The sequence below is a fragment of the Streptomyces sp. NPDC002104 genome (genome assembly GCF_053593795.1).
Window position 1 is genome coordinate 89,116 of sequence record NZ_JBSFDF010000009.1, and the last position, 23,376, is coordinate 112,491.

22 protein-coding genes and 1 pseudogene are annotated in these 23,376 nt (G+C 72.2%); 11 read left to right on the forward strand and 12 right to left on the reverse strand.

What is annotated here, in order from left to right; all coding sequences use genetic code 11:
• Positions 1 to 16 precede the first annotated feature (16 nt).
• Both ACWCP2_RS10955 and ACWCP2_RS10960 read right to left on the reverse strand, forming a co-directional pair.
• Positions 17 to 220, reverse strand: a complete 204-nt coding sequence (locus tag ACWCP2_RS10955; protein WP_450908275.1) for a DUF397 domain-containing protein — start codon at positions 218 to 220, stop codon at positions 17 to 19.
• Complete coding sequence (locus ACWCP2_RS10960; RefSeq protein WP_450908276.1) at positions 129 to 1,052, reverse strand: helix-turn-helix domain-containing protein; 924 nt, start codon at positions 1,050 to 1,052, stop codon at positions 129 to 131. The genes ACWCP2_RS10955 and ACWCP2_RS10960 overlap by 92 nt, the downstream gene beginning before the upstream one ends.
• A gap of 111 nt (positions 1,053 to 1,163) precedes the next feature.
• On the opposite strand from ACWCP2_RS10960, the gene ACWCP2_RS10965 reads away from it, so the two are divergent.
• The 5 genes from ACWCP2_RS10965 to ACWCP2_RS10985 all read left to right on the forward strand — a co-directional run bounded on the left by ACWCP2_RS10965 (position 1,164) and on the right by ACWCP2_RS10985 (position 5,995).
• On the forward strand, positions 1,164 to 1,370 hold the full coding sequence (locus ACWCP2_RS10965) for a hypothetical protein (protein ID WP_450908277.1): 207 nt from the start codon (positions 1,164 to 1,166) through the stop codon (positions 1,368 to 1,370).
• Positions 1,367 to 1,771 carry an ATP-binding protein gene (locus ACWCP2_RS10970; protein WP_450908278.1) on the forward strand — a complete coding sequence of 135 codons (405 nt, stop codon included), beginning with the start codon at positions 1,367 to 1,369 and terminating at the stop codon, positions 1,769 to 1,771. The genes ACWCP2_RS10965 and ACWCP2_RS10970 overlap by 4 nt, the downstream gene beginning before the upstream one ends.
• A gap of 67 nt (positions 1,772 to 1,838) precedes the next feature.
• A complete protein-coding gene (locus ACWCP2_RS10975) occupies positions 1,839 to 3,665 on the forward strand; it encodes an acyl-CoA dehydrogenase (RefSeq protein ID WP_450908279.1) in 1,827 nt (608 codons plus the stop codon).
• Positions 3,666 to 3,853: 188 nt separating this feature from the next.
• A complete protein-coding gene (locus tag ACWCP2_RS10980) occupies positions 3,854 to 4,597 on the forward strand; it encodes a hypothetical protein (protein WP_450908280.1) in 744 nt (247 codons plus the stop codon).
• Positions 4,598 to 4,696: 99 nt separating this feature from the next.
• Positions 4,697 to 5,995 carry a M18 family aminopeptidase gene (locus ACWCP2_RS10985; RefSeq protein WP_450908281.1) on the forward strand — a complete coding sequence of 433 codons (1,299 nt, stop codon included), beginning with the start codon at positions 4,697 to 4,699 and terminating at the stop codon, positions 5,993 to 5,995.
• 75 nt (positions 5,996 to 6,070) lie between these two features.
• Here ACWCP2_RS10985 and ACWCP2_RS10990 read toward each other — a convergent pair whose 3' ends face one another.
• The 3 genes from ACWCP2_RS10990 to ACWCP2_RS11000 all read right to left on the reverse strand — a co-directional run bounded on the left by ACWCP2_RS10990 (position 6,071) and on the right by ACWCP2_RS11000 (position 9,445).
• Complete coding sequence (locus tag ACWCP2_RS10990) at positions 6,071 to 7,909, reverse strand: NHL domain-containing thioredoxin family protein (protein WP_450908282.1); 1,839 nt, start codon at positions 7,907 to 7,909, stop codon at positions 6,071 to 6,073.
• 94 nt (positions 7,910 to 8,003) lie between these two features.
• On the reverse strand, positions 8,004 to 8,897 hold the full coding sequence (locus ACWCP2_RS10995) for a hypothetical protein (RefSeq protein WP_450908283.1): 894 nt from the start codon (positions 8,895 to 8,897) through the stop codon (positions 8,004 to 8,006).
• Positions 8,894 to 9,445, reverse strand: coding sequence for a SigE family RNA polymerase sigma factor (locus tag ACWCP2_RS11000; RefSeq protein ID WP_450908284.1), 552 nt, complete (start codon positions 9,443 to 9,445; stop codon positions 8,894 to 8,896). The genes ACWCP2_RS10995 and ACWCP2_RS11000 overlap by 4 nt, the downstream gene beginning before the upstream one ends.
• A 50-nt stretch (positions 9,446 to 9,495) precedes the next feature.
• Here ACWCP2_RS11000 and ACWCP2_RS11005 point away from each other — a divergent pair, with 50 nt between their 5' ends.
• Entirely contained in the window at positions 9,496 to 9,888 is a 393-nt protein-coding gene (locus ACWCP2_RS11005) for a hypothetical protein (protein ID WP_450908285.1), read from the forward strand.
• 53 nt (positions 9,889 to 9,941) lie between these two features.
• Positions 9,942 to 11,876 carry a pentapeptide repeat-containing protein gene (locus ACWCP2_RS11010; protein ID WP_450908286.1) on the forward strand — a complete coding sequence of 645 codons (1,935 nt, stop codon included), beginning with the start codon at positions 9,942 to 9,944 and terminating at the stop codon, positions 11,874 to 11,876.
• Positions 11,877 to 11,900: 24 nt separating this feature from the next.
• Here the strand turns inward: ACWCP2_RS11010 and ACWCP2_RS11015 are convergent, their stop codons facing one another.
• Positions 11,901 to 12,701: a hypothetical protein gene (locus ACWCP2_RS11015; RefSeq protein ID WP_450908287.1), complete on the reverse strand. Its 801-nt coding sequence runs from the start codon at positions 12,699 to 12,701 to the stop codon at positions 11,901 to 11,903.
• Positions 12,702 to 12,733: 32 nt separating this feature from the next.
• Here ACWCP2_RS11015 and ACWCP2_RS11020 point away from each other — a divergent pair, with 32 nt between their 5' ends.
• Positions 12,734 to 13,255, forward strand: coding sequence for an LURP-one-related/scramblase family protein (locus tag ACWCP2_RS11020; RefSeq protein ID WP_450908288.1), 522 nt, complete (start codon positions 12,734 to 12,736; stop codon positions 13,253 to 13,255).
• A gap of 29 nt (positions 13,256 to 13,284) precedes the next feature.
• On the opposite strand, the gene ACWCP2_RS11025 is transcribed toward ACWCP2_RS11020, so the two are convergent.
• Entirely contained in the window at positions 13,285 to 13,962 is a 678-nt protein-coding gene (locus tag ACWCP2_RS11025; protein ID WP_450908289.1) for a hypothetical protein, read from the reverse strand.
• Positions 13,963 to 14,062: 100 nt separating this feature from the next.
• Positions 14,063 to 14,842: a carbon-nitrogen family hydrolase gene (locus ACWCP2_RS11030; RefSeq protein ID WP_450908290.1), complete on the reverse strand. Its 780-nt coding sequence runs from the start codon at positions 14,840 to 14,842 to the stop codon at positions 14,063 to 14,065.
• A 173-nt stretch (positions 14,843 to 15,015) separates the two neighbouring features.
• On the opposite strand from ACWCP2_RS11030, the gene ACWCP2_RS11035 reads away from it, so the two are divergent.
• Both ACWCP2_RS11035 and ACWCP2_RS11040 read left to right on the forward strand, forming a co-directional pair.
• Positions 15,016 to 15,846 carry a maleylpyruvate isomerase family mycothiol-dependent enzyme gene (locus ACWCP2_RS11035; protein WP_450908291.1) on the forward strand — a complete coding sequence of 277 codons (831 nt, stop codon included), beginning with the start codon at positions 15,016 to 15,018 and terminating at the stop codon, positions 15,844 to 15,846.
• 11 nt (positions 15,847 to 15,857) lie between these two features.
• A complete protein-coding gene (locus tag ACWCP2_RS11040) occupies positions 15,858 to 16,589 on the forward strand; it encodes a helix-turn-helix domain-containing protein (RefSeq protein WP_450908292.1) in 732 nt (243 codons plus the stop codon).
• A 275-nt stretch (positions 16,590 to 16,864) separates the two neighbouring features.
• Here the strand turns inward: ACWCP2_RS11040 and ACWCP2_RS11045 are convergent.
• The 4 genes and pseudogenes from ACWCP2_RS11045 to ACWCP2_RS11060 form a co-directional block, all read right to left on the reverse strand.
• Positions 16,865 to 18,244 (reverse strand): annotated as a pseudogene (locus tag ACWCP2_RS11045) (MFS transporter); the annotation flags it as partial.
• The gene (locus ACWCP2_RS11050; protein ID WP_450908293.1) at positions 18,241 to 18,900 is read right to left on the reverse strand and encodes a GntR family transcriptional regulator; all 660 of its coding nucleotides are present in this window, start codon (positions 18,898 to 18,900) and stop codon (positions 18,241 to 18,243) included. The gene ACWCP2_RS11050 and the pseudogene ACWCP2_RS11045, both read right to left, overlap by 4 nt.
• Positions 18,901 to 18,995: 95 nt before the next feature.
• A complete protein-coding gene (locus ACWCP2_RS11055; protein ID WP_450908294.1) occupies positions 18,996 to 19,298 on the reverse strand; it encodes a protease inhibitor I42 family protein in 303 nt (100 codons plus the stop codon).
• Between the two features lie 58 nt (positions 19,299 to 19,356).
• A complete protein-coding gene (locus ACWCP2_RS11060) occupies positions 19,357 to 21,309 on the reverse strand; it encodes a C1 family peptidase (RefSeq protein WP_450908295.1) in 1,953 nt (650 codons plus the stop codon).
• Positions 21,310 to 21,626: 317 nt separating this feature from the next.
• Between ACWCP2_RS11060 and ACWCP2_RS11065 the strand changes: the two genes are divergently transcribed.
• Positions 21,627 to 23,315 (forward strand): alpha/beta fold hydrolase, encoded by a 1,689-nt coding sequence (locus tag ACWCP2_RS11065; RefSeq protein ID WP_450908296.1) that lies wholly within the window; start codon positions 21,627 to 21,629, stop codon positions 23,313 to 23,315.
• Positions 23,316 to 23,376: the final 61 nt, after the last annotated feature.

A 23,376-nucleotide genomic window follows, 5' to 3' on the forward strand; every position in this document is an offset into this window, starting at 1 on the left:
GGTTGCCGGGTCCCGCTCAGCGCGCCTTGAGCTCCGCGACGAAGCCCGCCCACGCGGTGGCCCCGACCATCAGGACGGGCCCGTCCTGCACCTTGGAGTCCCGAACGGGGACGAGCCCGGGGATTCCGTCAGCGACCTCGACGCAGAGTCCTTCCGTGGCGGTGCTGTAGCTGCTCGTGCGCCACCTGGCGGCGCTCAAGTCGTCGTGCATGGCTGCCATTTGCGAAGTCCTCTGCAGCGTCTTCGATCATCTTCAGGGACGTCTTGGGCGGCAGCGCCGCCGCCCGAAGACGGTTGTACGCCTGCTGGTACTGCTCCACGATGCCCGGGTCGTCGACGAGCTGGCCGCTGTACATGCCCTCCGTGTACATCACGGGCGGAGCTCCGCTGAACCTCATGAGCAGGGTCGATCCCATCATGAACGGGTGCGCCCCGGCGTTCCACGGAAGGATCTGTGGAACGTAATGACGGCGCCGCGCAACAGCTGCGATGTGATCCAGCTGCTCCGCCATGATCTGGTCCGGGACGATCGGGTCCCGAAGGATCGACTCGTGCAGGACGACCCACGACACCGGCCCGTCGGGATCCTCGAACACCCACTTGCGGCTGCGCCGCATGGCGACCTTCCTCGCGATCTCCGACTCGTCGTCCGTCGGGTTGAAGGTGAGGACGAGCTCCCGAATGTAAGGCTCCAGTTGGAGTGGTCCGGGGAGGAGCATCGGGTTCCACTCCTCGATGTCCCGCGCACGCTTCTCCATTTCCAACGCGTCCTGGAAGTACGGCGCGACGAGGTTCTTCCGCGACTTGCACACGTCCTCGCACCCGCGCGCGAAGAACCCGTCCGTCTGCAGGAGCCGGTCCACATGCTGCGCCAGATCCGCCGGCATGGTCCGCTGGCCCCGCTCGATCTCGCTCAGGTAGCTGACGCCGTAGAAGCTGCCCGCCACGGTCTGCTTGAGCGTGAGCCCCGCCCGCTCGCGGCGCCACCGCAACTCCTTGCCGTAGAACGCCGACACACTCGCCGAGCCGTCAAGGTCCTCACTCGCAGCCACCGACCCCCACTTTCCACACTTCGCGCTGTGGACTCGAAACCCTTCCCACGCTACGCCCGGCCACGCCAGCCTGTGAGCAGTTCGTCACTCCCCGCTGTGAAGGAATGCCCCATGAGCGACCACCCCCACGACCACGAGGCGACCCAGGCCCTGGAGAACCTCCGCGCGGCCCTCGCAGGGCACGGCATCACGCTCCCCTCCCTCGACCTCCACCTCCTCTCCTACGCCGGGCGGTACACGAGCCCACCCCTCATCGCTCTCGGCAACTGCAACCCCGCCACCGCGCAGCGACTGGCCGACGCCCTGGCCACGCCATGAGCGAGCTCACGCTCCACCTCCTGGTCACCCCCGGCTCCGTCCCCCTGGCCCGCCACGCGGTACGGGAGCACCTCGGGAGCCACGACGCGGAGCTCTGCGTGAGCGAGCTGCTCACCAACGCCCTCACCCACCTGGGCGAAGGCACGCCGGTCACGCTGCGGATCACCGGAAGGGCAGCCCGTACGCGGGTCGAGCTCACCGACCCCGACCCGCACGCACGCCCCGTAAGGCGGCAGGCCGCGGACGGCGACGAATCCGGGCGGGGTCTAGCACTGCTCGACGCCATCGCGCTGCAATGGGGTGTCATCCAGGGGCCCGGGAGCAAGACGGTCTGGTGCGAGCTCGAACTTGACCCTGGTCACAGTCGCCACGGAAGGGTTGCTCTTATTACCGGTGGGTAGCATCATTACGTTACCGATTGGTATGCACGAGGAACCACTCTCACCGAGCCTTAACGGAGCCGTCGCCATGGGGCACTACAAGTCGAATCTCCGCGACATCGAGTTCAACCTCTTCGAGGTGCTCGGGCGCGACAACGTGTACGGCACCGGCCCGTTCGGTGAGATGGACAGCGAGACCGCCCGCACGATCCTCAGCGAGATCACCAAGCTCTCCGAGAACGAGCTGGCCGCCTCCTTCGAGGACGCCGACCGCAACCCGCCGGTCTTCGACCCCACGACGAACACCGCGCCCGTCCCGGCGTCCTTCAAGAAGAGCTACAAGGCCTTCATGGACTCCGAGTACTGGCGTCTGGGCCTGCCCGAGGAGATCGGCGGCACCACCTCGCCCCGCTCCCTGATCTGGGCCTTCGCCGAGACGATCCTGGGCGCGAACCCGGCCGTGTGGATGTACTCCTCCGGCCCGGCGTTCGCCGGCGTCCTCTTCGAGGAGGGCAACGAGGTCCAGAAGAAGATCGCCGCGCTCGCGGTCGAGAAGCGCTGGGGCTCCACCATGGTCCTCACCGAGCCGGACGCCGGTTCGGACGTCGGCGCGGGCCGCACGAAGGCCGTCCAGCAGGACGACGGCTCCTGGCACATCGAGGGCGTGAAGCGCTTCATCACCTCGGGCGAGCACGACATGGAGGAGAACATCCTCCACTACGTCCTCGCGCGCCCCGAGGGCCACGGCCCGGGCACGAAGGGGCTCTCGCTCTTCCTCGTCCCGAAGTTCCACTTCGACTGGGAGACCGGCGAGCTGGGCGAGCGCAACGGCGTCTACGCGACGAACGTCGAGCACAAGATGGGCCTCAAGGCCTCCAACACGTGCGAGATGACCTTCGGCGACCAGCACCCCGCCAAGGGCTGGCTGATCGGTGACAAGCACGACGGCATCCGCCAGATGTTCATGATCATCGAGTTCGCCCGGATGATGGTCGGCACGAAGGCCATCGCCACCCTGTCGACGGGCTACCTCAACGCCCTGGAGTACGCCAAGGAGCGCGTGCAGGGTCCGGACCTGGCCAACTTCATGGACAAGACGGCCCCCAAGGTCACCATCACGCACCACCCCGACGTGCGCCGCTCGCTCATGACGCAGAAGGCGTACGCCGAGGGCATGCGCGCCCTGGTGCTGTACACCGCCTCCGTCCAGGACGAGATCCAGGTCAAGCAGGCCGCCGGCGAGGACACCGCGTCCCTGGTGGGCCTCAACGACCTGCTCCTGCCGATCGTGAAGGGCTACGGCTCCGAGAAGTCCTACGAGCAGCTCGCGCAGTCGCTCCAGACCTTCGGCGGCTCCGGCTACCTGCAGGAATACCCGATCGAGCAGTACATCCGCGACGCCAAGATCGACACCCTCTACGAGGGCACCACGGCGATCCAGGGCCAGGACTTCTTCTTCCGGAAGATCGTCCGCGACCAGGGCGCCGCCCTGAACGTCCTCACCGAGACGGTCAAGAAGTTCCTGGCCGAGGGCGACGGCGGCGAGGAGCTGGCCCCGGCCCGCGACGCGCTCGCCAAGGCGGCCGTCGACCTGGAGGCCATAGTCGGCCAGATGGTCGTCGACCTCACCGCCACCGGCGAGGACGTCAAGAACATCTACAAGGTCGGCCAGAACACCACCCGCCTGCTGATGGCCTCCGGTGACGTGGTCGTCGGCTACCTGCTCCTCAAGGGCGCGGCCGTGGCCGCCGAGAAGCTGCCGGCCGCCTCCGCCAAGGACGTGCCGTTCTACACCGGCAAGATCGCGGCCGCGAAGTTCTTCGCCGCCGAGGTCCTGCCGGGCGTCGCCGTGGCCCGCGCGCTCGCCGAGTCCGTCGACAACACCCTGATGGAGCTCGACGAGGCCGCCTTCTAGGCGCCGTCCGCTCCCCCCGAGTTGTACGCGGTGTACGTACACGCCGACGGCCGGGTCCTCCGCACGGGGGCCCGGCCGTCGGCGTGCGCGGGGACCGACGGCCGCCATGGGGCCCCGTACACGGCCCCGTACCGCCTGTGGTCTGCGGGTTTCCCGGGATGTCCGTGGTTCGTGGGACGCTCGGGGGTATGAGTCCACAGGAGCAGCAGCGCGGCAGCAGGGGGTACTCGGTCCCGACCGGGCGTCCCTATGCCCTCAAGGAGCTGCAGTCCGCCGTGGGCAGCCTCGGAGACCACCTCAAGGAGCTCTACGAGGGCGCCCACCCCACCGAGTACGAATCGGTGGCCGACGCCCTCTACACCGCCTTCCAGACCGCCGCCGGGCTCGCCCCCGCCAAGAGCTACACCGGCTGCCCGGAGCACCCCAACGGCGCCCTGGACCCCGAGGCGCCCGACGGCTGGGGGCGCTGCCTGATCTGCAACGACCGGCGCCGCCTCGGACTGCGCGGGCGCGGCGTGCGGGCCGCGGCCGCCGCCACCCCGCCCGTCGGGGAGCAGCGCCGGCTCGGCTACCCCGTGCCCGAGCCCCCGTACACGCTCCAGGCGCTGCAGACCCGGCTGCGCACGGTCGAGGAGCGGCGCTTCCACCTGAGCCTGTCCTCGCCCCCCGAGGACTTCGTCGCGATGGCCGACGACCTGCACCGCGCCTTCATCGTGGCCCGCGAACTGTCGCGCCCGCGCAACGCCTCCGGATGCTCCGAGCACCCCGGCGCACCCATCGATCCCGACGCCCCTCCCGGTGAGGCCTGTATCTTCTGCGCCGGACGCAAGAGACGCGCGCAGCGCTCCGCGCAGACCCCGGAGATGCTCCCGCGCATCCGCCGGGGCGAGCGCAGACAGTTGCAGCGCCGCTTCGACCGTCCGCCGGGCTGAGCCAGCTCCGGGGCCCGGGCCACACCCCCGCGGCTCCTTCCTCCGGCCATCCGCCGCAGTCCGGCCATGACGAACACGACCGTCGTTAAGGTGACCCACATGAGCTCTCCCGCCGCCGCCCGCTTCGACCGCGGCCACACCGACGACCTGATGACCTTCCTGGCGGCGAGTCCGTCGCAGTACCACGCCGTGGCCAACGCGGCCGAGCGGCTGGAGAAGGCCGGATTCAGGCAGTTGGCCGAGACAGACGCGTGGGACGCGAGCACGGGCGGCAAGTTCGTACTCCGCGGGGGCGCGATCATCGCCTGGTACGTGCCCGAAGGCGCGGCCGCGCACACGCCGTTCCGGATCATCGGCGCGCACACCGACTCCCCCAACCTCCGGGTCAAGCCGCTGCCCGACACCGGCTCCCAGGGCTGGCGGCAAATCGCCGTGGAGATCTACGGCGGCACCCTGCTCAACACCTGGCTCGACCGCGACCTGGGCCTGGCCGGACGCCTCACCCTGCTCGACGGCACCGAACGGCTCGTCAACATCGACCGGGCGCTGATGCGCGTACCCCAACTCGCCGTGCACCTGGACCGGTCGGTGAACTCCGACGGGCTCAAGCTGGACAAGCAGCGGCACATGCAGCCGATCTGGGGCCTGGGCGACGTCCACGAGGGCGACCTGATCGCCTTCCTGGAGGACGAGGAAGAACTGGAACGCGGCTCCGTCGCCGGCTGGGACCTGATGGTCCATTCGATCGAGCCCCCGGCCTACCTGGGCCGCGACCGCGAGCTCCTCGCGGGCCCCCGCATGGACAACCTCCTGTCCGTCCACGCGGCCGTCGCGGCGCTGGTGGCGGCCTCGGCCGGCGACACCCTCGACCACATCCCGGTGCTGGCCGCCTTCGACCACGAGGAGAACGGCTCGCAGTCGGACACCGGCGCGGACGGCCCCCTGCTGGGCAACGTGCTGGAACGTTCAGTCTTCTCGCGCGGCGGCACCTACGAGGACCGCGCGCGGGCCTTCGCCGGCGCGATCTGCCTCTCCTCGGACACCGGCCACGCCGTGCACCCCAACTACGCGGAGCGGCACGACCCCACGCACCACCCGCGCGCCAACGGCGGCCCGATCCTGAAGGTCAACGTCAACCAGCGCTACGCCACCGACGGCAGCGGCCGCGCGGTGTTCGTGAACGCCTGCGAGCGCGCCGGCGTCCCGTGGCAGACCTTCGTCTCCAACAACTCGATGCCGTGCGGCACGACGATCGGCCCGATCACCGCGGCCCGCCACGGCATCCAGACGGTCGACATCGGCGTGGCCATCCTCTCGATGCACAGCGCCCGCGAACTGTGCGGCGCGGACGACCCGTACCTCCTGGCCAACGTGATGCTGGCCTTCCTGGAGGGCTGAGCCGCCGTCACCACCCGCTCATGACCGTGCCCGCCGGAGGGTTCCCCCGGCGGGCACGGTCGTTTTCGAAGCGACTCAGTCGTCCATGCCCGCCAGCACCAGGGGCAGCCGGGTCGCGCCGCCCGGGGTGACGGTCACCGGGACGCCCCAGTCCTGCTGGTGGACGTGGCAGGCCGGGTACTCGTTCTCGGGGTCGTCGTCGCAGGACGCCGCCATCGCGGAGACGTGCAGGACGCCCTCGGTCAGCTCCGGGTTCAGCGCGAGCTCCCGGAAGAGGTCCGTGCCGGGGCCGTCGCCCGCCGTCAGCAGCTCGGGCGGGGTCGAGGAGACCAGCAGCCGGGTCGAGGGCCCGTAACGGGTGTCGAGCTTCTGGCCGCTCGGCGCCTGGAAGACGATGTCGAGCCGCAGCGTGCCGGGGGCGACCTCCGTGGCGGCCCGCTGCGTGCGGTGGGCGACCGCGTCGACCCGTACCGCCTCCTCGGGGAGGCGCAGCCGGGTCAGCCGGTGCCGGGCGGACTCCACGACCAGGATGTCGTCCCCGACGAGCACGGCGTCGCTCGGCTCGCGCAGATCGGTCGCCAGGGTGGTGACCTGCCCGGTGGACGGGTCGTAGCGCCGCAGGGCGTGGTTGTACGTGTCGCACACCGCGACCGACCCGTCGGGCAGCGCGGTGACGCCGAGCGGGTGCTGGAGCAGCGCCTGCGCGGCGTCCCCGTCCCGGTGCCCGAAGTCGAACAGCCCGGACCCGACGGCGGTACGGATGACGTAGCCGCCCTCGCCCGCCTCGACGTACCTGATCGAGCTGGTCTCGGAGTCGGCGATCCACAGCCGGTCCTCGGTGGCCGCGAGCCCGGACGGCTGCGCGAACCAGGCCTCGGCGGCCGGCCCGTCGTGCAGCCCCTCGTTGGTCGTCCCGGCGGCGACCTCCACGGTGTCGCTCTCCGGTTCCCAGGTCCACAGCTGGTGGACGCCCGCCATCGCGATCCACACCCGGCCCTGCCACCAGGCCACGTCCCACGGCGAGGACAGGTCGACCTCCAGGGCCGGCCCGGACGTCGGGGACCCCTGCCACCACTGCCGCCCGGTCCCGGCGACGGTCTCCACGGCCCCGGTCGCGGGGTCGAAGCGCCGCAGCGCGTGGTTGACGGTGTCGGCGACGACGACGGTCCCGTCGGGCAGCAGCGCCAGCCCCTGCGGCTCGCTGAAGGCCTCCGGCCCGAAGCCGCGCTCCCCGCCGCCGATGCGCCGTACGACGCTCTCCCCGTCGGGAGCCAGCTCCACCAGCTGGTGCCGGGTCGTGTCGGAGACGAGCAGGTTCCCCGAGGGCAGTACGAGCGCCTTCCCGGGGAACCGCAGGTCCCCCGCCACCGGCTCGGGCGCCACGTACGGCCCGTCCCCGCGCCGCAGCGTCCCCTTGGCCCCGTGCTCGGCCTCCAGCTCCTCCACGAGCTTCGCGAGGGCGTGCGCGTGCCCCTCCCCGGCGTGCTGCGCGACGACGTACCCCTCGGGGTCGATCACCACGAGCGTGGGCCAGGCACGGACGGCGTACTGCTTCCAGGTCGCCAGCTCGGGATCGTCGAGCACGGGGTGGTGCACCCCGTACCGCTCGACGGCGTCGACGACGGCGGAATGCTCGGCCTCGTGCACGAACTTCGGCGAGTGCACACCGACGATCACGACGGTGTCGCGGTGCTTCTCCTCCAGCTCGCGCAGCTCGTCCAGCACGTGCAGGCAGTTCACACAGCAGAAGGTCCAGAAATCGAGGATCGTGATCCGTCCTCGCAGGTCGGCGAGGGTCAGGTCCTTCCCGCCGGTGTTGAGCCAGCCGCCCTTGCCGATCAGCTCGGGGGCACGGACACGGGCACGTCGTCGGGGCGCGGGCGCGGGGGTGGGCGCCGGGGCAGCATCGTTCATCCTTCAAGCTTGCCATCCACCCGTGAACGCCGGATCACGCCCACACGAAGCGCCTGCTCAGGGCATGCGCGGCACCGTACGGGCGCGGTCCGGGTCAGCCGCCGCAGGCGACGGCGATCTTCCCGTTCTCGTCGATCTCGATCAGGAAGCGGTAGTCGCCGAGGCTCAGGTTCCATCCGTGGGTGACGGTGGCGGACGAGGGGTTACTGGCGAGCCAGAAGGGGGGCGTGGGGTGGGAGCAGGTGCCGGCGGTCGGACCCTGGGCCCCGGCCGATCGGAGGTGCGGGGCCACGAACTGCTTCCCGAGGGTCTCCAGGGCGGTGGAGTCACCGGCCTTGGTGGCCGCCACCAGTCCGCCGTAGAAGCCGGAGACCGTCGGATCGCCGCCCTTGCCGCCTCCGGCGTTCGCCGTGCAGGTCACGTCCACCACCTTCCCCGTGGTCGCGTCGAAAGTGAGGGAAGGGCTCCGGTCGAGCGGTTCGGTCCCCCGGTACAACAGGACCTGACCTGCCATCAGCACGCCGTCGACCGACTCGCCGCAGGTCACGCCGAGCGAGTCGGTGCCCCAGATCCGCCGGTACGTGGGCTCGTTGGCGAACAGCGCCGCCACCTGGGCAGGATCCACCCAGGAGCGGGTGGCCGGGCTCTGATGGGCCAGGGCGAGGAGGAACAGGCTGTTCGCCGTCCGGGCCGGGTCGCTCGGCGATGGCTGGGGGGGCAGGGAGGGGGTGGGGGCGGGAGGCATGTCGGGACTCGGCGCGGTCGCCGCCGGTACCGGCGGCGAGGTGTGGTCCCGGCCCTCCTGGACGGCGAAGCCGGCGCCCAGGGCCACGATGACCGCGGCCGCCGCCGCACCCGTCCGCAGGCGGCGCCTGCGCTGCCGTACCCGCCCGATGAGGCCGTCCACGTCGTAGCCGCGGGGCGGTTCCTGGGCCGCACGGTCGAACATGGCCGCGGCCAGCTCCTCCTCCAGGTCGAAGTCCTTCATGCCGCCCCTTCCGAACCCGCGTGCAGTGGCTGTGTACCGACGGTCGACCGGAGCTTCGACAGGCCCCGGGCCACCTGGGACCGGACCGTGCCGGCCGAGATGTTCATCAAGCGGCTGATCTCCGCGTCGTCGAGGTCCTCGAAGTACCGCAGCACCAGCACGGTGCGCATGCCGACCGGCAGGGACTGCAGTCCGCGCATCAGCTCGTCGCGGGCCACGAGCCCTCTGTACGGGTCGACGGCGTGCCCGCCCCCGGCGGCGTCGACGCCGTCGATGCCGCCGATGCCGTCGTCCAGGGGGACCTCCGCACGGCCGCGCAGCTTGCGCCAGCGGTCGTTCGCGAGGTTCACCAGGATCCGGCGGGCGTAGGCCTCCGGCGCGTCGGCGGAGCGGACCTTGCGCCAGTGCCGGCACACCTGCTCCAGCGTGGACTGCACGAGGTCGTCGGCCACGTGCCGTTCTCCCGTGATCAGCAGTGCGGTCCTGAACAGTGCCGAGGACCGTGCCCGCACGAAGGCCGTGAAGGCGGGAACGTCAGCGCTTCGCATGGCCACCCGGCCCGTGACTCTTGAGCATCCGCTCCCCTCCCGAAGCCCCGTTGGCTCCCCCGACCTACCTGACGGAGCCCGCTCCCCGTCTGCTGCACGCGATCGCACGCCGTGACCAGACCGTTATGCGGCCGGCTCCCGCCGGCTTCGGCCCGGCGGCGGACGCCCTGGACGAGTCCGCCCCGGTCGTGGAGCCCACCTCCGGCGGGGTCGAGCCGCCTCCCCTGCCGGTGCCCACGGGGTCGGACTTCGACCCGGAGTCCGACCCGCGCCCCTCGGACTGGGTCGCGCCGGACACGTCCGTGGACGACAAGTTCGGCATCGGGGCCGAGTTCGGCCTCGTCGCCGCGATCCTGGTCAGCGCGCTGGTCAACGCCGGGGCGATCTGGGCCCTCCTCCGCTACGTGGCACGGCAGGCCGCCGCCCGGGGTACGCACGCCTAGGGCGCGGCTCTCCGCCGGGCAACCGTGCGGTGCTCCCGGCCGTCCTTGCGGGTATGACGTCGCCGTCCGCGCCCTCGCCCTTACCGTCTCCCGTCGCCCCCGAGTGGCCGCACTGCGGCGAGGGCGCGGGCCCGGCCGACCCGGTCGGCTGCCGGGGCCGGCAGTCCGCGGGGCTGTCCCGCTGCATGGCCCACTTCACTCCCGCCGAGCTCACCTCGTACCTGGGATCGCTGTCCCCCGGCGACGACGTGGAGCACCAGGGCGTCACGTTCTCCCGGGGCCTGACCGTCGTCCTCCTGAACGCCCTCTGGGACCCCGCCACCGAGCAGACGCGCTTCGGCAAGGCCTCGTTCGACCACGCGGTCTTCGTCGCCGGAGCCGACTTCGAGGGTGTGGTGTTCGCGGGCGATGCCGGCTTCCAGGGCACGGTCTTCGCGGGTGAGGCCCGGTTCGGCAACGCGACGTTCCGGTCCACTGCCAGCTTCGTGGACGCGAAGTTCGCTTCCTTCACCTGGTTCGTCGGTACGACGTTCCACGGCGAGGCCCGGTTCGGCGGATCGACGTACTACATCAACATGCCGGCCATCGGCTCGCAGGACCCCGCCGCCCCCCTCAGGGTTCGTGCGGAGCCCGTGACGTTCGAAGACCAAGCCTGGGCCTGGTTCCACAGCGCGGTGTTTCACGCCGAGGCCCATTTCGACGAGGTGGTGTTCCCGGAAACCGCCTCCTTCGACAAAGCGGTGTTCCATGCCGAGGCCCGGTTCAGCAGTGCGACCTTTCACACCGCCCAGTTCAGCGGTGCGTCATTCGGCGCCGGCGCCCTGTTCGACAGGGTCTCGGTCCGCAACAGCGCCCTGTTCATTGATGCGGTTTTCTCCGTCGCGAACCGGCTGGGTCCGCTGCTCTGCCAGGGATCGCTGAACCTGTCCCGCGCCGTCTTCGGCCGCGCCGTGACGATCGAGGCCATCGCCGAGTCCGTGACGTGCACCCGGACCGTGTGGGAATCGACGGCCACCCTGCGCCTGCGGTACGCCGACGTGGACCTGTCGGACGCCGTGATCACCCAGCCGTTCGCGGTCACCGCCCACGCGGTGCCCTTCCCCGAGATGGTCGAGACGGGCGCCGGCGGCCGGGTACGGGTGTTGTCCCTGCGGGGCGTCGACGCCGCCCAAGTGGTCCTGACCGGCACCGACCTGTCCGCCTGCCGGTTCATCGGAGCCTTCCACCTCGACCAGCTCCGCCTGGGCGGGGACACCGTCTTCGCCCGGACCCCGGCGGGGACCGACCTGCTCAGGGTGATCCCGCTGCGCTGGACCGACCGGCTCGCCCTGGCCGAGGAGCACCACTGGCGCGCCCTGCCCCTCCACCGGCGCAGACTGCGCGCCGGATGGGTGCCGGACGTACCCGGCGCCTCGCCAAGCACCGCCCACGTGCCGGGTCCGGCCGAACTGGCCGCGCTCTACCGGCAGCTCCGCAAGGGCTTCGAAGACGGCAAGGACGAGCCCGGTGCCGCCGACTTCTACTACGCGGAGATGGAGATGCGCCGCCTGGAGCACCGCTCCTCCCGCAACCGTGCCGAACGGGGCCTGCTCACCGCGTACTGGGCCCTCTCCGGCTACGGGCTGCGCGCCTCGCGCGCCCTGGTCTGGCTCGGGCTGGCGATGGCCGCCACCGTGCTGTTCATGATGCTGTGGGGCCTGCCGCAGGACGATCCGAAGCCCGTGTCGGCCGGCCGGGTGGTCGGCCAGAACGTCCGCCTGGTCACCGACACCCCGGACCCCGTGAACCCGTCCGGACCGCTCCTGAAGCGGCTGTCGGCCAAGCGGTTCGAGAAGAGCCTGCGCGTGGTGGTGAACTCGGTGGTCTTCCGCTCCTCCGGACAGAACCTGACCACCGTCGGCACCTACGCGGAGATGGCCTCCCGGCTGACCGAGCCCGTCCTCCTCGGCTTCGCCGCCCTCGCGGTCCGCGGCCGGGTCAAACGCTGACCCCGCCCTCCCGCGGGGCCGGCGTCAGGCTCCGAAGCCGTGGAGCGAGCGGACCAGGGACGTGACGAAGGTGTCCTGGACCTCGGGCGGGAGGAGGTCCAGGGAGAGGTACGGGTTGAGGTCCTCCAGCTCCACCAGGAGGAGGTCGCCCGAGGGGGCCCGGCAGGCGTCCACGCGCTGGATGCCGTGGTCGAGGGTGTTCCAGTCGATGAAGGTGCGGGCGAAGGCGAGGTCCGCCGGGGTGGGGTCGTACGGGACCAGTTCCCAGCGGCGGTCCGGGTCCGGGGCGTACAGGGCGTACTGGAAGGTGTCGTCCACGAAGTAGAAGGACACCTCGTACGCGAAGTCGATGCGCGGCTGGATCAGGAACTCCCCCGGGGCGCAGTCCGGGTGCGGGGTGAAGGTCAGCCCTATCGAGTCCGCGCCCTGCTTCGGCTTCACCGCGTAGGAGGGGGAGGCGGGGAGCAGCGACAGGTGCGCCGGGTCGTCGATCGTGGGGATGACCGGGTGTCCCGAAGCCGTCAGGTCGACGAGGTACTGCTTGCCCGCCATGTCGCCCCGGCCGGTCAGCGGGTTGTAGACCCGGGTGCCGGCGGCGAGGGCGGCCGCGCGGAAGGAGTCGTAGGCCTGCTGGTGGTGGAGGACCGGGCCGCTGTTGCGGACGACCACCGTGTCGAAGGCCGGGAGGAGCGCCTCCGCGTCCAGGGGGTGGCACAGGGCCAGCGGGAAGTGCTCGCGCAGGCGTGCGGTGAGGAAGACGTCCTCGTCGCCGTAGCGGCGGCCACGCGCGGGGTAGGCCAGGTCGGTCACGTAGAGGAGTGGCATGACCGGAACCTATCGCGGGCAGCGATGAGGGCGTGAAATACCTGGTACGGGACAAAATGCTGGCCATCGGGGACGACTACTGGATCGAGGACGAGGACGGCCGGCACGCCTTCCTCGTGGACGGGAAGGCCCTGCGGTTCCGGGACACCCTGGAGCTGAAGGACCCCGACGGCCGGATCCTCATCACGCTGCGGGAGAAGCTCTTCGCCCTGCGCGACGCGATGACGCTGGAGCGGGACGAGCGGCGGCTCGCGGTGATCCGCAAGAAGCGGTTCTCGCTGCTGCGCAACCACTACCTGGTGACGCTCAACGAGGGCACCGAGCTCGATGTCAGCGGGCGGATCCTGGACCGGGAGTTCAAGGTCGAGTACGACGGGGAGCTGCTCGCGCTGATCTCCCGCCAGTGGTACCGGATCCGCGAGACGTACGCCGTCGACGTGGTCCGCGAGGACGCCGACGCCTCGCTGCTCGTGGCCGTCGCCGTGTGCGTGATCCGGATGGCGGAGAAGGACCGGGAGGGCGGTGGCGGTGGCGGTGACCACCTTGGGGACTAGGCGGGGGATCAGGTCGGGGACCAGGCCGCTCAGTCGCAGGCGCCGCGGCCGCAGTCCTTGACCGGGCCGGCGCCGGGGAGGCGCGCCAGGGCCTCGCGCAGGGCGGTGCGCCCGGCTCCGGTGAGGCTCTCGTCGTAGGTGACCTCCAGCCGGGTCACGGAACCGACGCGCGACTCGTGGATGCCCGTCGCGCCGTACGGCCACAGGTCCCCCTTGGCGAGGCCGTCCTCGCCGTAGCGGGGGCCGGGGATCTCCACCGAGAACGCGTACGAGGGCCGCAGCCAGACGTCGTACGCCAACGCGCCCGCGAGCGTCAGCACCGCCGCGGCCCCCAGCACGGCGATACCGGCGTACACGCGGGCGAGGACCGGGCGGCGGCGCGGATCGGCCGTGGCGGCCAGCAGCAGGACGACGGCCGACGGGATCACCGGGTAGAAGCCGAAGACGGCCAGCACGGTCCCGAGGACGAGCCCGAACGCACCGAGGACGAGGCACAGGGTCCGGAAGGCCTCGCGCTCCCGGACGAAGAGGGTCCGGGCGACGGCGACGAAGGGGAGGAGCAGGACCATGCCGATCGGGGACGTCGCACCCCAGGCCGTCATGACGGCCATGAGGAGGGTGGCGAGGCCGGCCATCGCGCGCTGGAGCCAGTGGATCCGCTCCACCGGTCCCGCCTCCCTGTTCACAGCCGTCGTCACATCCGTCATGGCCCGCACCCCGCCCCCGCCCCCGTACGCGCGCGCGTACGCGCCCCCGACCCCGCCCCCCGGCGGCTCCGGGCGAGTAAAGCACGTGCGTACCGCGGGCTCAGCGGCCGAGGCGGCGGTCCTTCAGGGCCGGGAACTGCTCGCGGGTCTCGGCGACCTTCTTCGGGTCGAGGTCCACCGTCAGGACCTCCTCCCCCGGGCCCGCCTCGGCGAGGATCTCGCCCCACGGGTCCACGGCCAGGCTGTGACCCGCCTGCTCCACGCCCCCGTTGGTACCGGCCGTACCGCACGCCAGCACGTACGACTGGTCCTCGACGGCCCGCGCCCGGTTCAGCAGGGTCCAGTGGCCCCGGCGGCGGGCCGGCCAGCCCGCGGAGACGACCAGCGTCGTGGCCCCGGCGTCGACCAGACCGCGGAACAGCTCCGGGAAGCGCAGGTCGTAGCAGGTGGCGAGGCCCAGGGTCTGCTCCGGCAGGGCGACCGTGGTCAGGGACTCGCCCGCGGACATCAGGACGGCCTCGCCCTGGTCGAAGCCGAAGCGGTGGATCTTGCGGTACGTGGCGGCGAGCTCGCCCGTCGGGGAGAGGACGAGCGCGGTGTTGTAGAGCGAGCCGTCGCCCGCGCGCTCCACGAAGGATCCGGCGTGCAGCCAGACCCCGGCGTCGCGGGCGGCCGCGGCCATGGCCTCGTAGGTCGGGCCGTCGAGCGGTTCGGCCTCTGTCTCGAACTGCTCGTAGGCGAAGGCGCCCACGGTCCACAGTTCGGGCAGCACGACGAGGTCCGAGCCGGACTGTTCGCGTACGAGGTCGGCTGCCCGGGAGCGGCGGGAAACCACCGACTCCCCCTCATTCACCGCGATTTGGATCAGGGAAGCGCGCACAGTACCACCGTCCTGGCTTTCAAGCCGTCAACTCGGGCCTACGATCGTCACACGAAAGCACTGCCGGGGTGCTCACCGGCAGCGTAGTTTTGAAGCCATTGCACAAGCTTCCAGCAACGCGCCAATGCACCTAACGCGCCAACAGGCCGATGAACAGCACGCGAGGGGTCCCGTTGACCGTCCATCCGCATCCCAGCCTTCAGCCCTATGCCGACGCGTGGACCCACTCCATCGAGGCGATATCCGAGCTGGTCCTTCCGTTGACGGAAGGCGAGTGGAGCCGGGCGACGCCCTGCCCGAACTGGTCCGTGCGCGACGTCGTGTCCCACGTCATCGGCATCGAGTGCGAGCAGCTCGGCGACCCCCGGCCGATCCACACCCTGCCGCGGGACCTGCGGCACGTGGTCGACGAGTTCTCCCGGTACATGGAGGTGCAGGTCGACGTGCGGCGCCACCACACCGCGCCCGAGATGACCTCCGAGCTGGAGTACACGATCATCCGCCGCTCCCGGCAGCTGCGGAACGAGAAGCGCGAGCCGGACACGATGATCCGCGGCCCGCTGGGCGAGCCGGCCACCCTGGAGCACTCGCTGCGGCTGCGCGCCTTCGACGTGTGGATCCACGAGCAGGACCTGCGGGCGGCCCTCGGGCAGCCGGGGAACTGGGACTCGCCGGGTGCCTACGTGGCCAGGGACGTCCTGCTGTCCGGGCTGCCGAAGGTGGTCGCGAAGAAGGCGGGCGCGCCCGCGAACTCGGCCGTCGTCATCGACGTGCACGGGGCGCTGGAGTTCATGCGGACCGTACGGATCGACGCGGACGGCCGCGGCACCATCGACAAGGCCCCCTCCCTGGGGCCCGCGGTGACGCTGACCATGGACTGGGAGACGTACGTACGGCTCGCGGCCGGCCGGGTGCGTGCGCACACCGTCGCCGACCGGGTGAAGGTGGAGGGTGACCCGGCGCTGGCCGAGGCGATCCTGAGCCACTTCTCCGTGACTCCGTAATACGTGACCTGGTGCGGATCCCCTCCGACCGGGGCGCGGGGGCGATCCTCGCGCAGTACCTGCGCTCGCTGGCCGCGCACGGGCAGGAGTGCACGCCGGCCGAGCTGGAGCAGCTGAACTCCATCGCCGTGGACCTAGCGGGTGCCTGCCTCGCCGCGCGGGACGGCGGGGCGGACGCCGGGGACGGGCCGTCGGGCGCCGAGGTCGAGTTGCCCGGGCGCGGGGCCGAGCCGCCGGGGGCCGAGCCGTCCGTGGTCGAACTGCCCGGGGTCGAGCTACCCGGGGTCGAGCTGCCCGGGGCCGAGCCGTCCGGGGCGGCCCGCACGCGGGCGCTGCTGGCCCGGATCGACATCTTCATCGGGCACAACCTCGGCGATCCCGAGCTGAGCCCCTCCGTGGTCGCCGCCCGGCACCGCATCTCGCTGCGCAGGCTCCAGCTCCTCTTCCAGGAGCGCGGGGAGAGCGTGGCGGCCGCGATCCGCCGGCGCCGGCTGGAGCGCTGCCACGAGGACCTCGCCGACCCGGGACAGCTCGCCGTCCCCGTCCACACCGTGGCCCTGCGCTGGGGGTTCACCCGCGCCTCGGTGTTCAGCCGCCTGTTCCGCGACACCTACGGGGCCAGCCCCAGCGCGTTCCGCCGCGCGGCGGTGCGATCCGCCCCGCTGCCGGCGGCCAAACCCGTTGCGCGCATTGTCAACAGTCCCTGCACTCGGCGCACACCCGGCCGCGCGGAGCCCTCATAGGCTCGGCACGCGTTGGCCGGAACCCGACTCCGTGGAGCGGACGAGCGGGCGGGAAAGGACGGGGGTCTGTCCCGCCCGGGCCCGTCCCCCGCGGTACGGGGCCCACGCGGATGCCGGGCCGGCGCCGGACCTCACCGGGCCGGCCCAGGGTCGGCAGGGGTGCCGACGGGGGCGCCGGCCCCGGAGGCGGCCACGGCGGTGGCCGCCGGCAGCGGGGCCGGCGGAGGCGGCGCCGCCGACGGTGAGGCGAGCACCACCGGGGCGAGCGGGGCGAGCGCGGCCGCCCGCTCGCGTTCGCGGGCCAGGGCCCGGCCGCGCAGGCGCAGGATCTGGGCGATGCCCAGGAGTTCCAGGACGAAGACCGAGGAGAACGCGATGCGGTAGTTGTCCCCGGTGGCGTCGAGCAGCAGGCCCACCACGAGCAGGGTCGTCATGGAGGCGATGAAACCGCCCATGTTGGTGATTCCGGAGGCCGTGCCCTGACGTTCCGCCGGGTTGGCGGGGCGGGCGAAGTCGAAGCCGATCATCGAGGCCGGCCCGCACGTCCCCAGCACCAGGCAGAGCGCGATCAGCAGCCACATCGGCGCGTGGTCCCCGGGGTAGGCCAGGACCGATCCCCAGAGCAGGGCGGTCAGGGCGACCGTGCCCAGGGCCAGCGGGATCCGGGAGGACTGCCGGCGGCCGACGACCTGGCCGTAGACCAGCCCGAGCGCCATGTTCGAGGCGACCACCAGGGTCAGCAGTCCGCCCGCGGTGGTGCGCGAGAGCCCCTGGGCCTCGACGAGGAAGGGCATGCCCCACAGCAGCAGGAACACCATCGCCGGGAACTGCGTCGTGAAGTGCACCCACAGGCCGAGCTTGGTGCCGGGCTCCTTCCAGGAGTCGGCGATCTGCCGCCGTACGAAGCCACCCGGCGCGGAGCCACCGGACCCGGAGCCCGCAGCCCCGGAGCCACCCGCCCCGGCGGCCGCCCGCGGCGCGGGTTCGTGGCCCTCCGGGTGGTCGCGCAGGAACAGCACCAGCGGGACCAGGACGACCAGCCCCGCCACCGCACTGCCCGCGAACGCGGGCACCCAGCCGACGCCGTGCAGCACGGGGGCCAGCACCAGCGTGGAGATCAGGTTGCCGGCCATCCCGACCAGGCCGGCCAGCTGCGCCATCAGCGGGCCCCGGCGGGCCGGGAACCAGCGGGTGCCGAGCCGCAGGACGGAGATGAAGGTCATGGCGTCCCCGCAGCCCAGCAGGGCGCGGGCCGCCAGGGCCATCCCGTAGGAGGGGGAGAGCGCGAAGCCGATCTGCCCGGCGGTGAAGAGCACGGCGCCGAGGGTGAGCACCTTCTTGGTGCCGAGCCGGTCCACCATCAGGCCGACGGGTATCTGCATGCCCGCGTAGACCAGGAGCTGAAGCAGGGAGAACGTGGACAGCGCGGAGGCGTTCACGTGGAAGCGGTCGGCGGCCTCCAGCCCGGCGACGCCGAGGCTGGTGCGGAAGATGACCGCCACGAAGTAGACGGCGACACCGATCGACCAGACGAGCACCGCCTTGCGGCCGCCCGGCGGATCCCGGAAGACGGGATGGGCGGGGGCGGCGGCCCCGAGTGTCGCGGGTGCGGCGGAGGCCCCGGGAGTCGTGGGGGCGGCGGACGCGGAGCTCATCGGACGGACCCCCGCACCAGTTCCCCGACCCGGCTCACGTGGGCCCGTACCGCCGCGGCGGCCGTGTCGGCGTCGCCCGCGCGCAGGGCGTCGAGGATCTCCCGGTGCTCGGCCAGCGTCCGCTCCACCCGCTCGGGGTGCGCGTGCAGCAGGGCCACGCCCATGCGGAGCTGGCGGTCGCGCAGTTGGTCGTAGAGGCGGCACAGGATCTGGTTGCCTGCGCTGCGCACGATCTCCGCGTGGAAGGCCCGGTCGGCGGCCATCATCGCCGCGAGCTCGCCCGCGTCGCCGAGCCGGCGCTGCTCCTCGACCAGTTCCGCGAGCCGCTCCAGCAGTCCGGCCGGGGCGGGCACGGCCCGGCGGACGGTGAACTCCTCGACCAGCAGCCGGGTTTCGATCACGTCGGCGATCTCCTGGGCGGAGACCGCGAGGACGAGGGCGCCCTTCTTCGGGTACAGCTTCAGCAGCCCCTCGGTCTCCAGCCGCAGCAGCGCCTCGCGCACCGGCGTGCGCGAGACCCCCACGGCGTCCGCGAGCTCGCCCTCGGTCAGCAGCACCCCGCCCTCGTAGCGGCGGTCGAGGACCCCCTGCTTGACGTGCTGGTAGACGCGCTCGGCGGCGGTCACGGGAGGACTGGCGGCACTGACGGATGGCATGCGCACAGCATAGATACAAGACAGGTGCATCCTGCCGCCCGTCCACGATGTGGACCTTGACCGCATGGCGTCCGGACACGGGTGCCGGGCGCACGTCAGGACACGACGACGTCCAGGACGAACTCGTCGTACGGGGCTTCGTCCGGATACGGCGGACGGACCTGCGCGAAGCGGATCCGGGCCCGCCCGGCCACCCGCCCGCGTACGACGTACACACGCTCCACGCCCGCCCCGGGCAGCGGCGGCTCCGCGACGGGCAGCGGCGCCCCCTCGGACACCGTGACGGCGTCCGCGTCGCCCGTCACCCGCCAGGTCCAGACGTAACCGCGCGCACCGCGCCCCGTCAGCCGCAGCTCGTACGGCTCACCGGGGGCGAGCGCCACTTCGCGCACCTCCACGCGGACTCCTCTCCGGCCGGGCCCGGACCGGGCCCGGTACCCGGATCCCGGCACGGGGTCAGGCCGGGCCGATCAGCGCGCCCTCGTGCCAGCCCGCGCCGTCGCGCCAGTAGTGCTGGAGCTGCCGGTCGGTGCGCAGGACCACCACTTCCAGGTTGAACCCGAAACTCCCCTGGAGCATCCCGGTGACCGCCCGCACGTCGTGGCCGAAGACCGCGGAGCGCTGCCAGGCGGCGCCGCCCGCGTTGCCGCGCCACCAGTGCTCGACGCGGCCGCCCGCGCCCGTCACGCACAGCTCGTAGTTCCCGGCGGTGTCCTCGTCGGCCGCCCCGTACTGCGCCTCGATCAGGCAGGGCGCGGAGGCGATGCCGGAGCCGAAGACCTCGCCGGGGCGCCAGACGAACCCGTTCGGGTCGTCGCGCCACCACAGCTGCATCCGGCCGTCGGTGCGGGTGGCGACCAGGTCGAGGTGGCGGGCGCGGGTCTGCACCAGGGCCGGGCCGAAGTGGGCGATGCCGGAGCCGAAGCGGCCGCCGTCGTTCCAGGTCCAGGGGGCGCCGTTGATCCGCCACCAGTGGTTGAGGCGGCCGTCGGCGGTGCGGACGACCACCTCGAAGTTGCCGGGCGCCCCGTAGTCGCTCTGGATGAAGGCCGGGGTCGAGCCGACCGCCGCGTCGCCGGGGCCGAAGGCGCCGCCGTCGCGCCAGGCGCCGCCGAAGTGCTCGTAGTACCAGTGGCGCAGCCGGCCGCCGGTGGTGACGTGCAGCGACTCCATGTTCCGGTTGTACGTGGTCCCCGTGAAGGCGGGCTGGCCCGAGGCGTCGGAGGCGAAGTCCTGGGCCCGGTTCCAGGCGTACGGGGCGTCGCCCTCGCGCCACCAGTGCCGCAGCGGGCCGCCCGCGGAGGCGGGATCGGCGAGCGCCGCCAGCTCGAAGTTGCGGTGGGCGCGGCCGTTGCCGCTCTCGTAGACGTTGCCGGTGTGCAGGCGGCGCTTGCTCCACGGGTCGATGTTGGTGCCCTGGAGCCCGCACTTGGCCCAGTCGTCGATGCGCACCTCGCCGTACGCGATCCGTCCGTGGCCGCCCACGTGGTAGCCGGTGCCCCAGGAGTTCTTGAACAGCCAGCAGCCGGCCGCGTCGTCGTAGCCGGTGATCAGGACGCAGTGCCCGCCCGCCAGGCGGTCGCTGGTGCGGTGGTAGACCCCGGAGCCCAGGCCGAAGAAGTCCTCGTAGACGTCGAAGCAGGCGGTGAGCGGGCCCACGGTGTCCAGCCACACCTTCTGCTGCTCCACGTCGCCGAGCCGGACGTGCTCCGGGATGCGGACCGTGCGCCCGGAGCGGTCCCAGCTCGGCGTGTACTCCGCCCGCCAGGCCTCCCGGCGGTCGACGGGGGTCCCGGGCGGGGGCGGCGAGTACGGCCAGCAGCCCGGGTCGGCGAGTCCGCCGTTGGTCCGGATCCAGTCGAGGGCGGCCTCGGGGCTGCCCGTCTGTCCGCAGGTGGCCCGCAGCCCGTCGTGCACGTCCCCCTCGGACCGCTCGGCCCACACGTGGTGCTCGATGCGGGCCATCGACTCCACCAGGGCGGTCGCCCCGAACGCCCAGCAGGAGCTGCACGGGTTCTGGTCCTTCACCTTGGTGAGCCAGGGCCAGCCCCACCGGCTGCGCCAGTCCACGGCGGACGGCCGGGCGGGCGCGGGCGCGGGGCCGGGGGCGGGCGCTGGGGCGCTCGCGCCGGTGTCCGCCCCCCGGAGGAATCCGTGCGCCGTCCTGCGCCGGGTGAGGTGCGGATTGCCGCTGGCGTGGCCCACGAGGCTGCGCAGATCCACCGCGGGCGCCGCCCCGGCAGGGGTGAGACCGGCTTCCGCCGTGGCCGCACCGAGCCCCAGGGCGGGTCTCGGCACGGGATCCCCGTCGGCCAGGTGCTCGCTCACCGACCACCGCGCCGCGCGCTCCGCGAGCAGGGCCCGCAGCTCTCCCGCCGTCTGGACACGCCCCTCCGACTGCTCCGGCATTCCGGCCCCCCAACGCACCGTACGGATCCGAGCCCGGGGAGCGTCCACCTGCGCGGAGGGCGCGTCAAGGGGGTCCGTACGGTCGCGCGGCGGCACGCGGGTCGCACGGGGCCGCCGCCTCCGGGAGGGGCGGGGTCACACCGGCACGGGGGCCGAACCCGTGGGCCGCAGCAGGTTTGAGAGGGGCCGTTCATTCGTTCGAGTGATGACCCCGGAGTGATCGTCCGGGGTGATCCCGCCGAGGAGAACATGTCCCCGGCACACATCCCCGGCACATCCCGGGCACCATCCACCGCAGACGAAGGGCGGGCACAGCCATGCCAGTTGACAGCACCCCCGAGCAGCCGTTCGCACCCAGCGCCGACTACCTCGCCCAGACCGAGGCGATCGGCCGGGCACTGAACGACCCGTCGCCGCGCTCCATCGGCGCCCTGGACCGGTGGGGTCTGGCCGACACCTACGAGTCGTACACGGAGACCGCCGCGTACGAGGAAGTCAAGATCACCCTGTCGGACGGGATCCAGCTCGACGCCGGGCTGAGCGTCCCGCGCAACCTCGGGGCCGGACAGACCTGTCCCACGATCGTCATGCCCGCCCCGCTGAGCGACCTCGGCCGGCGGGCCTACCTCGGCATGCTCCCGCGCTTAGCCCTGGGCGGCTACGCCGTCCTGGCCTACAGCCAGCGCGGGCTGGCCGGCTCGCAGGGCAAGATCCAGGTCGCCGGGCCGCAGGACGTGACCGACGCGACCGAGGTCATCGACTGGCTGGTCGCCCGGGACGGCGTCGACCCCGAGCGGATCGGCTTCTTCGGCGCCTCCTACGGGGCCGGGACGAGCCTCCTCGCGGCCGCGAAGGACCCCCGGATCAAGGCCGTCGCGGCGACCAGCGCCTGGGGCGACCTGTTCGCCTCGCTGTACGAGAACGGCACCCGCCACCTGAAGGCCTTCGAGGAGCTGGTGCGGCTGTTCAAGGAGGAGAACTGCTCGGAGGAGTTCCTCGGCGTCATCCAGAAGATCCGCGGCGACGTCATCGACGACGAGGTCCGGGAGTTCGCCCGCGTACGGTCGCCCCAGCACTACCTGGAGGCGTACAACGCCTCCGGGACGCCCCTCCTGATGACCACCTCCTGGCACGAGACGATCTTCTCGGTGCCCGCCGTCGTCGACCTGTTCACCGGCCTCCAGGGCGACAAGTCGCTGCTCGTCCAGGTCGGCGACCACGGCAACGCCGAACTTCCCGGCCTGATGGGCCTCATCTCCAAGCCCACCGAGATGACCTACCGCTGGATGGACCACTACCTCGGGGGCACGGCCGGCGACGGTGCGCAGCCGCGGTTCGGCATCCGCTCCGAATACATGCACAACCTCCTGTCCGACGTGCGCCAGCCCGACTGGGAGAGTTACGCACTGCCGCCCCGGCGCTTCCACCTCGGCGACGCACCCGCCGGAGAGCGCGACGCGCGGATGGCCGAGGGTCCGGCGCGGTCGGGCTGGACCCGGGCCATCAAGGTCGCCGAGGAGGACACCGAGGCGATCGTCGCCCCGAAGCTGATCCAGACCGGACTGGCCGAGCGCGCGGGCCTGCCCCACGTCTACCCGACCACCGACATCGACCGCGGGCGCGCGGCGATCTGGACCACCGAGCCGCTGGAGCGGGCGATGCAGGTCCGGGGCGACCTGGAGGCGCGGGTCACCGTGACCCCGCAGGACCGGAGCGCCACCATCGTGGCGTACCTGATGGACTGCGACGCGACCACGGGCAAGGCCGCCATCATCACGCACGCCCCGTACACCCTCACCCACGCGAAGGCGGGGCAGGCCACCACCGTGACCTTCGCCCTGCAACCCGCGCACTACGTCCTGCGCGCGGGGCGGCAGCTCCAGCTGATCATCGACACCCGGGACCCGTTCTTCTCCCACGCCAACAAGCCGGCGTCCGCGATCGAGCTCAGCTCGCCCGAGGGCTCCGAGTCGTACATCGACATTCCGCTCGGCACGGTGGACTGACGGGCACACCGTCGGGGGCGGGGTACCGGGGGATCCCCCGGCGCCCCGCCCTTCCGCGTGC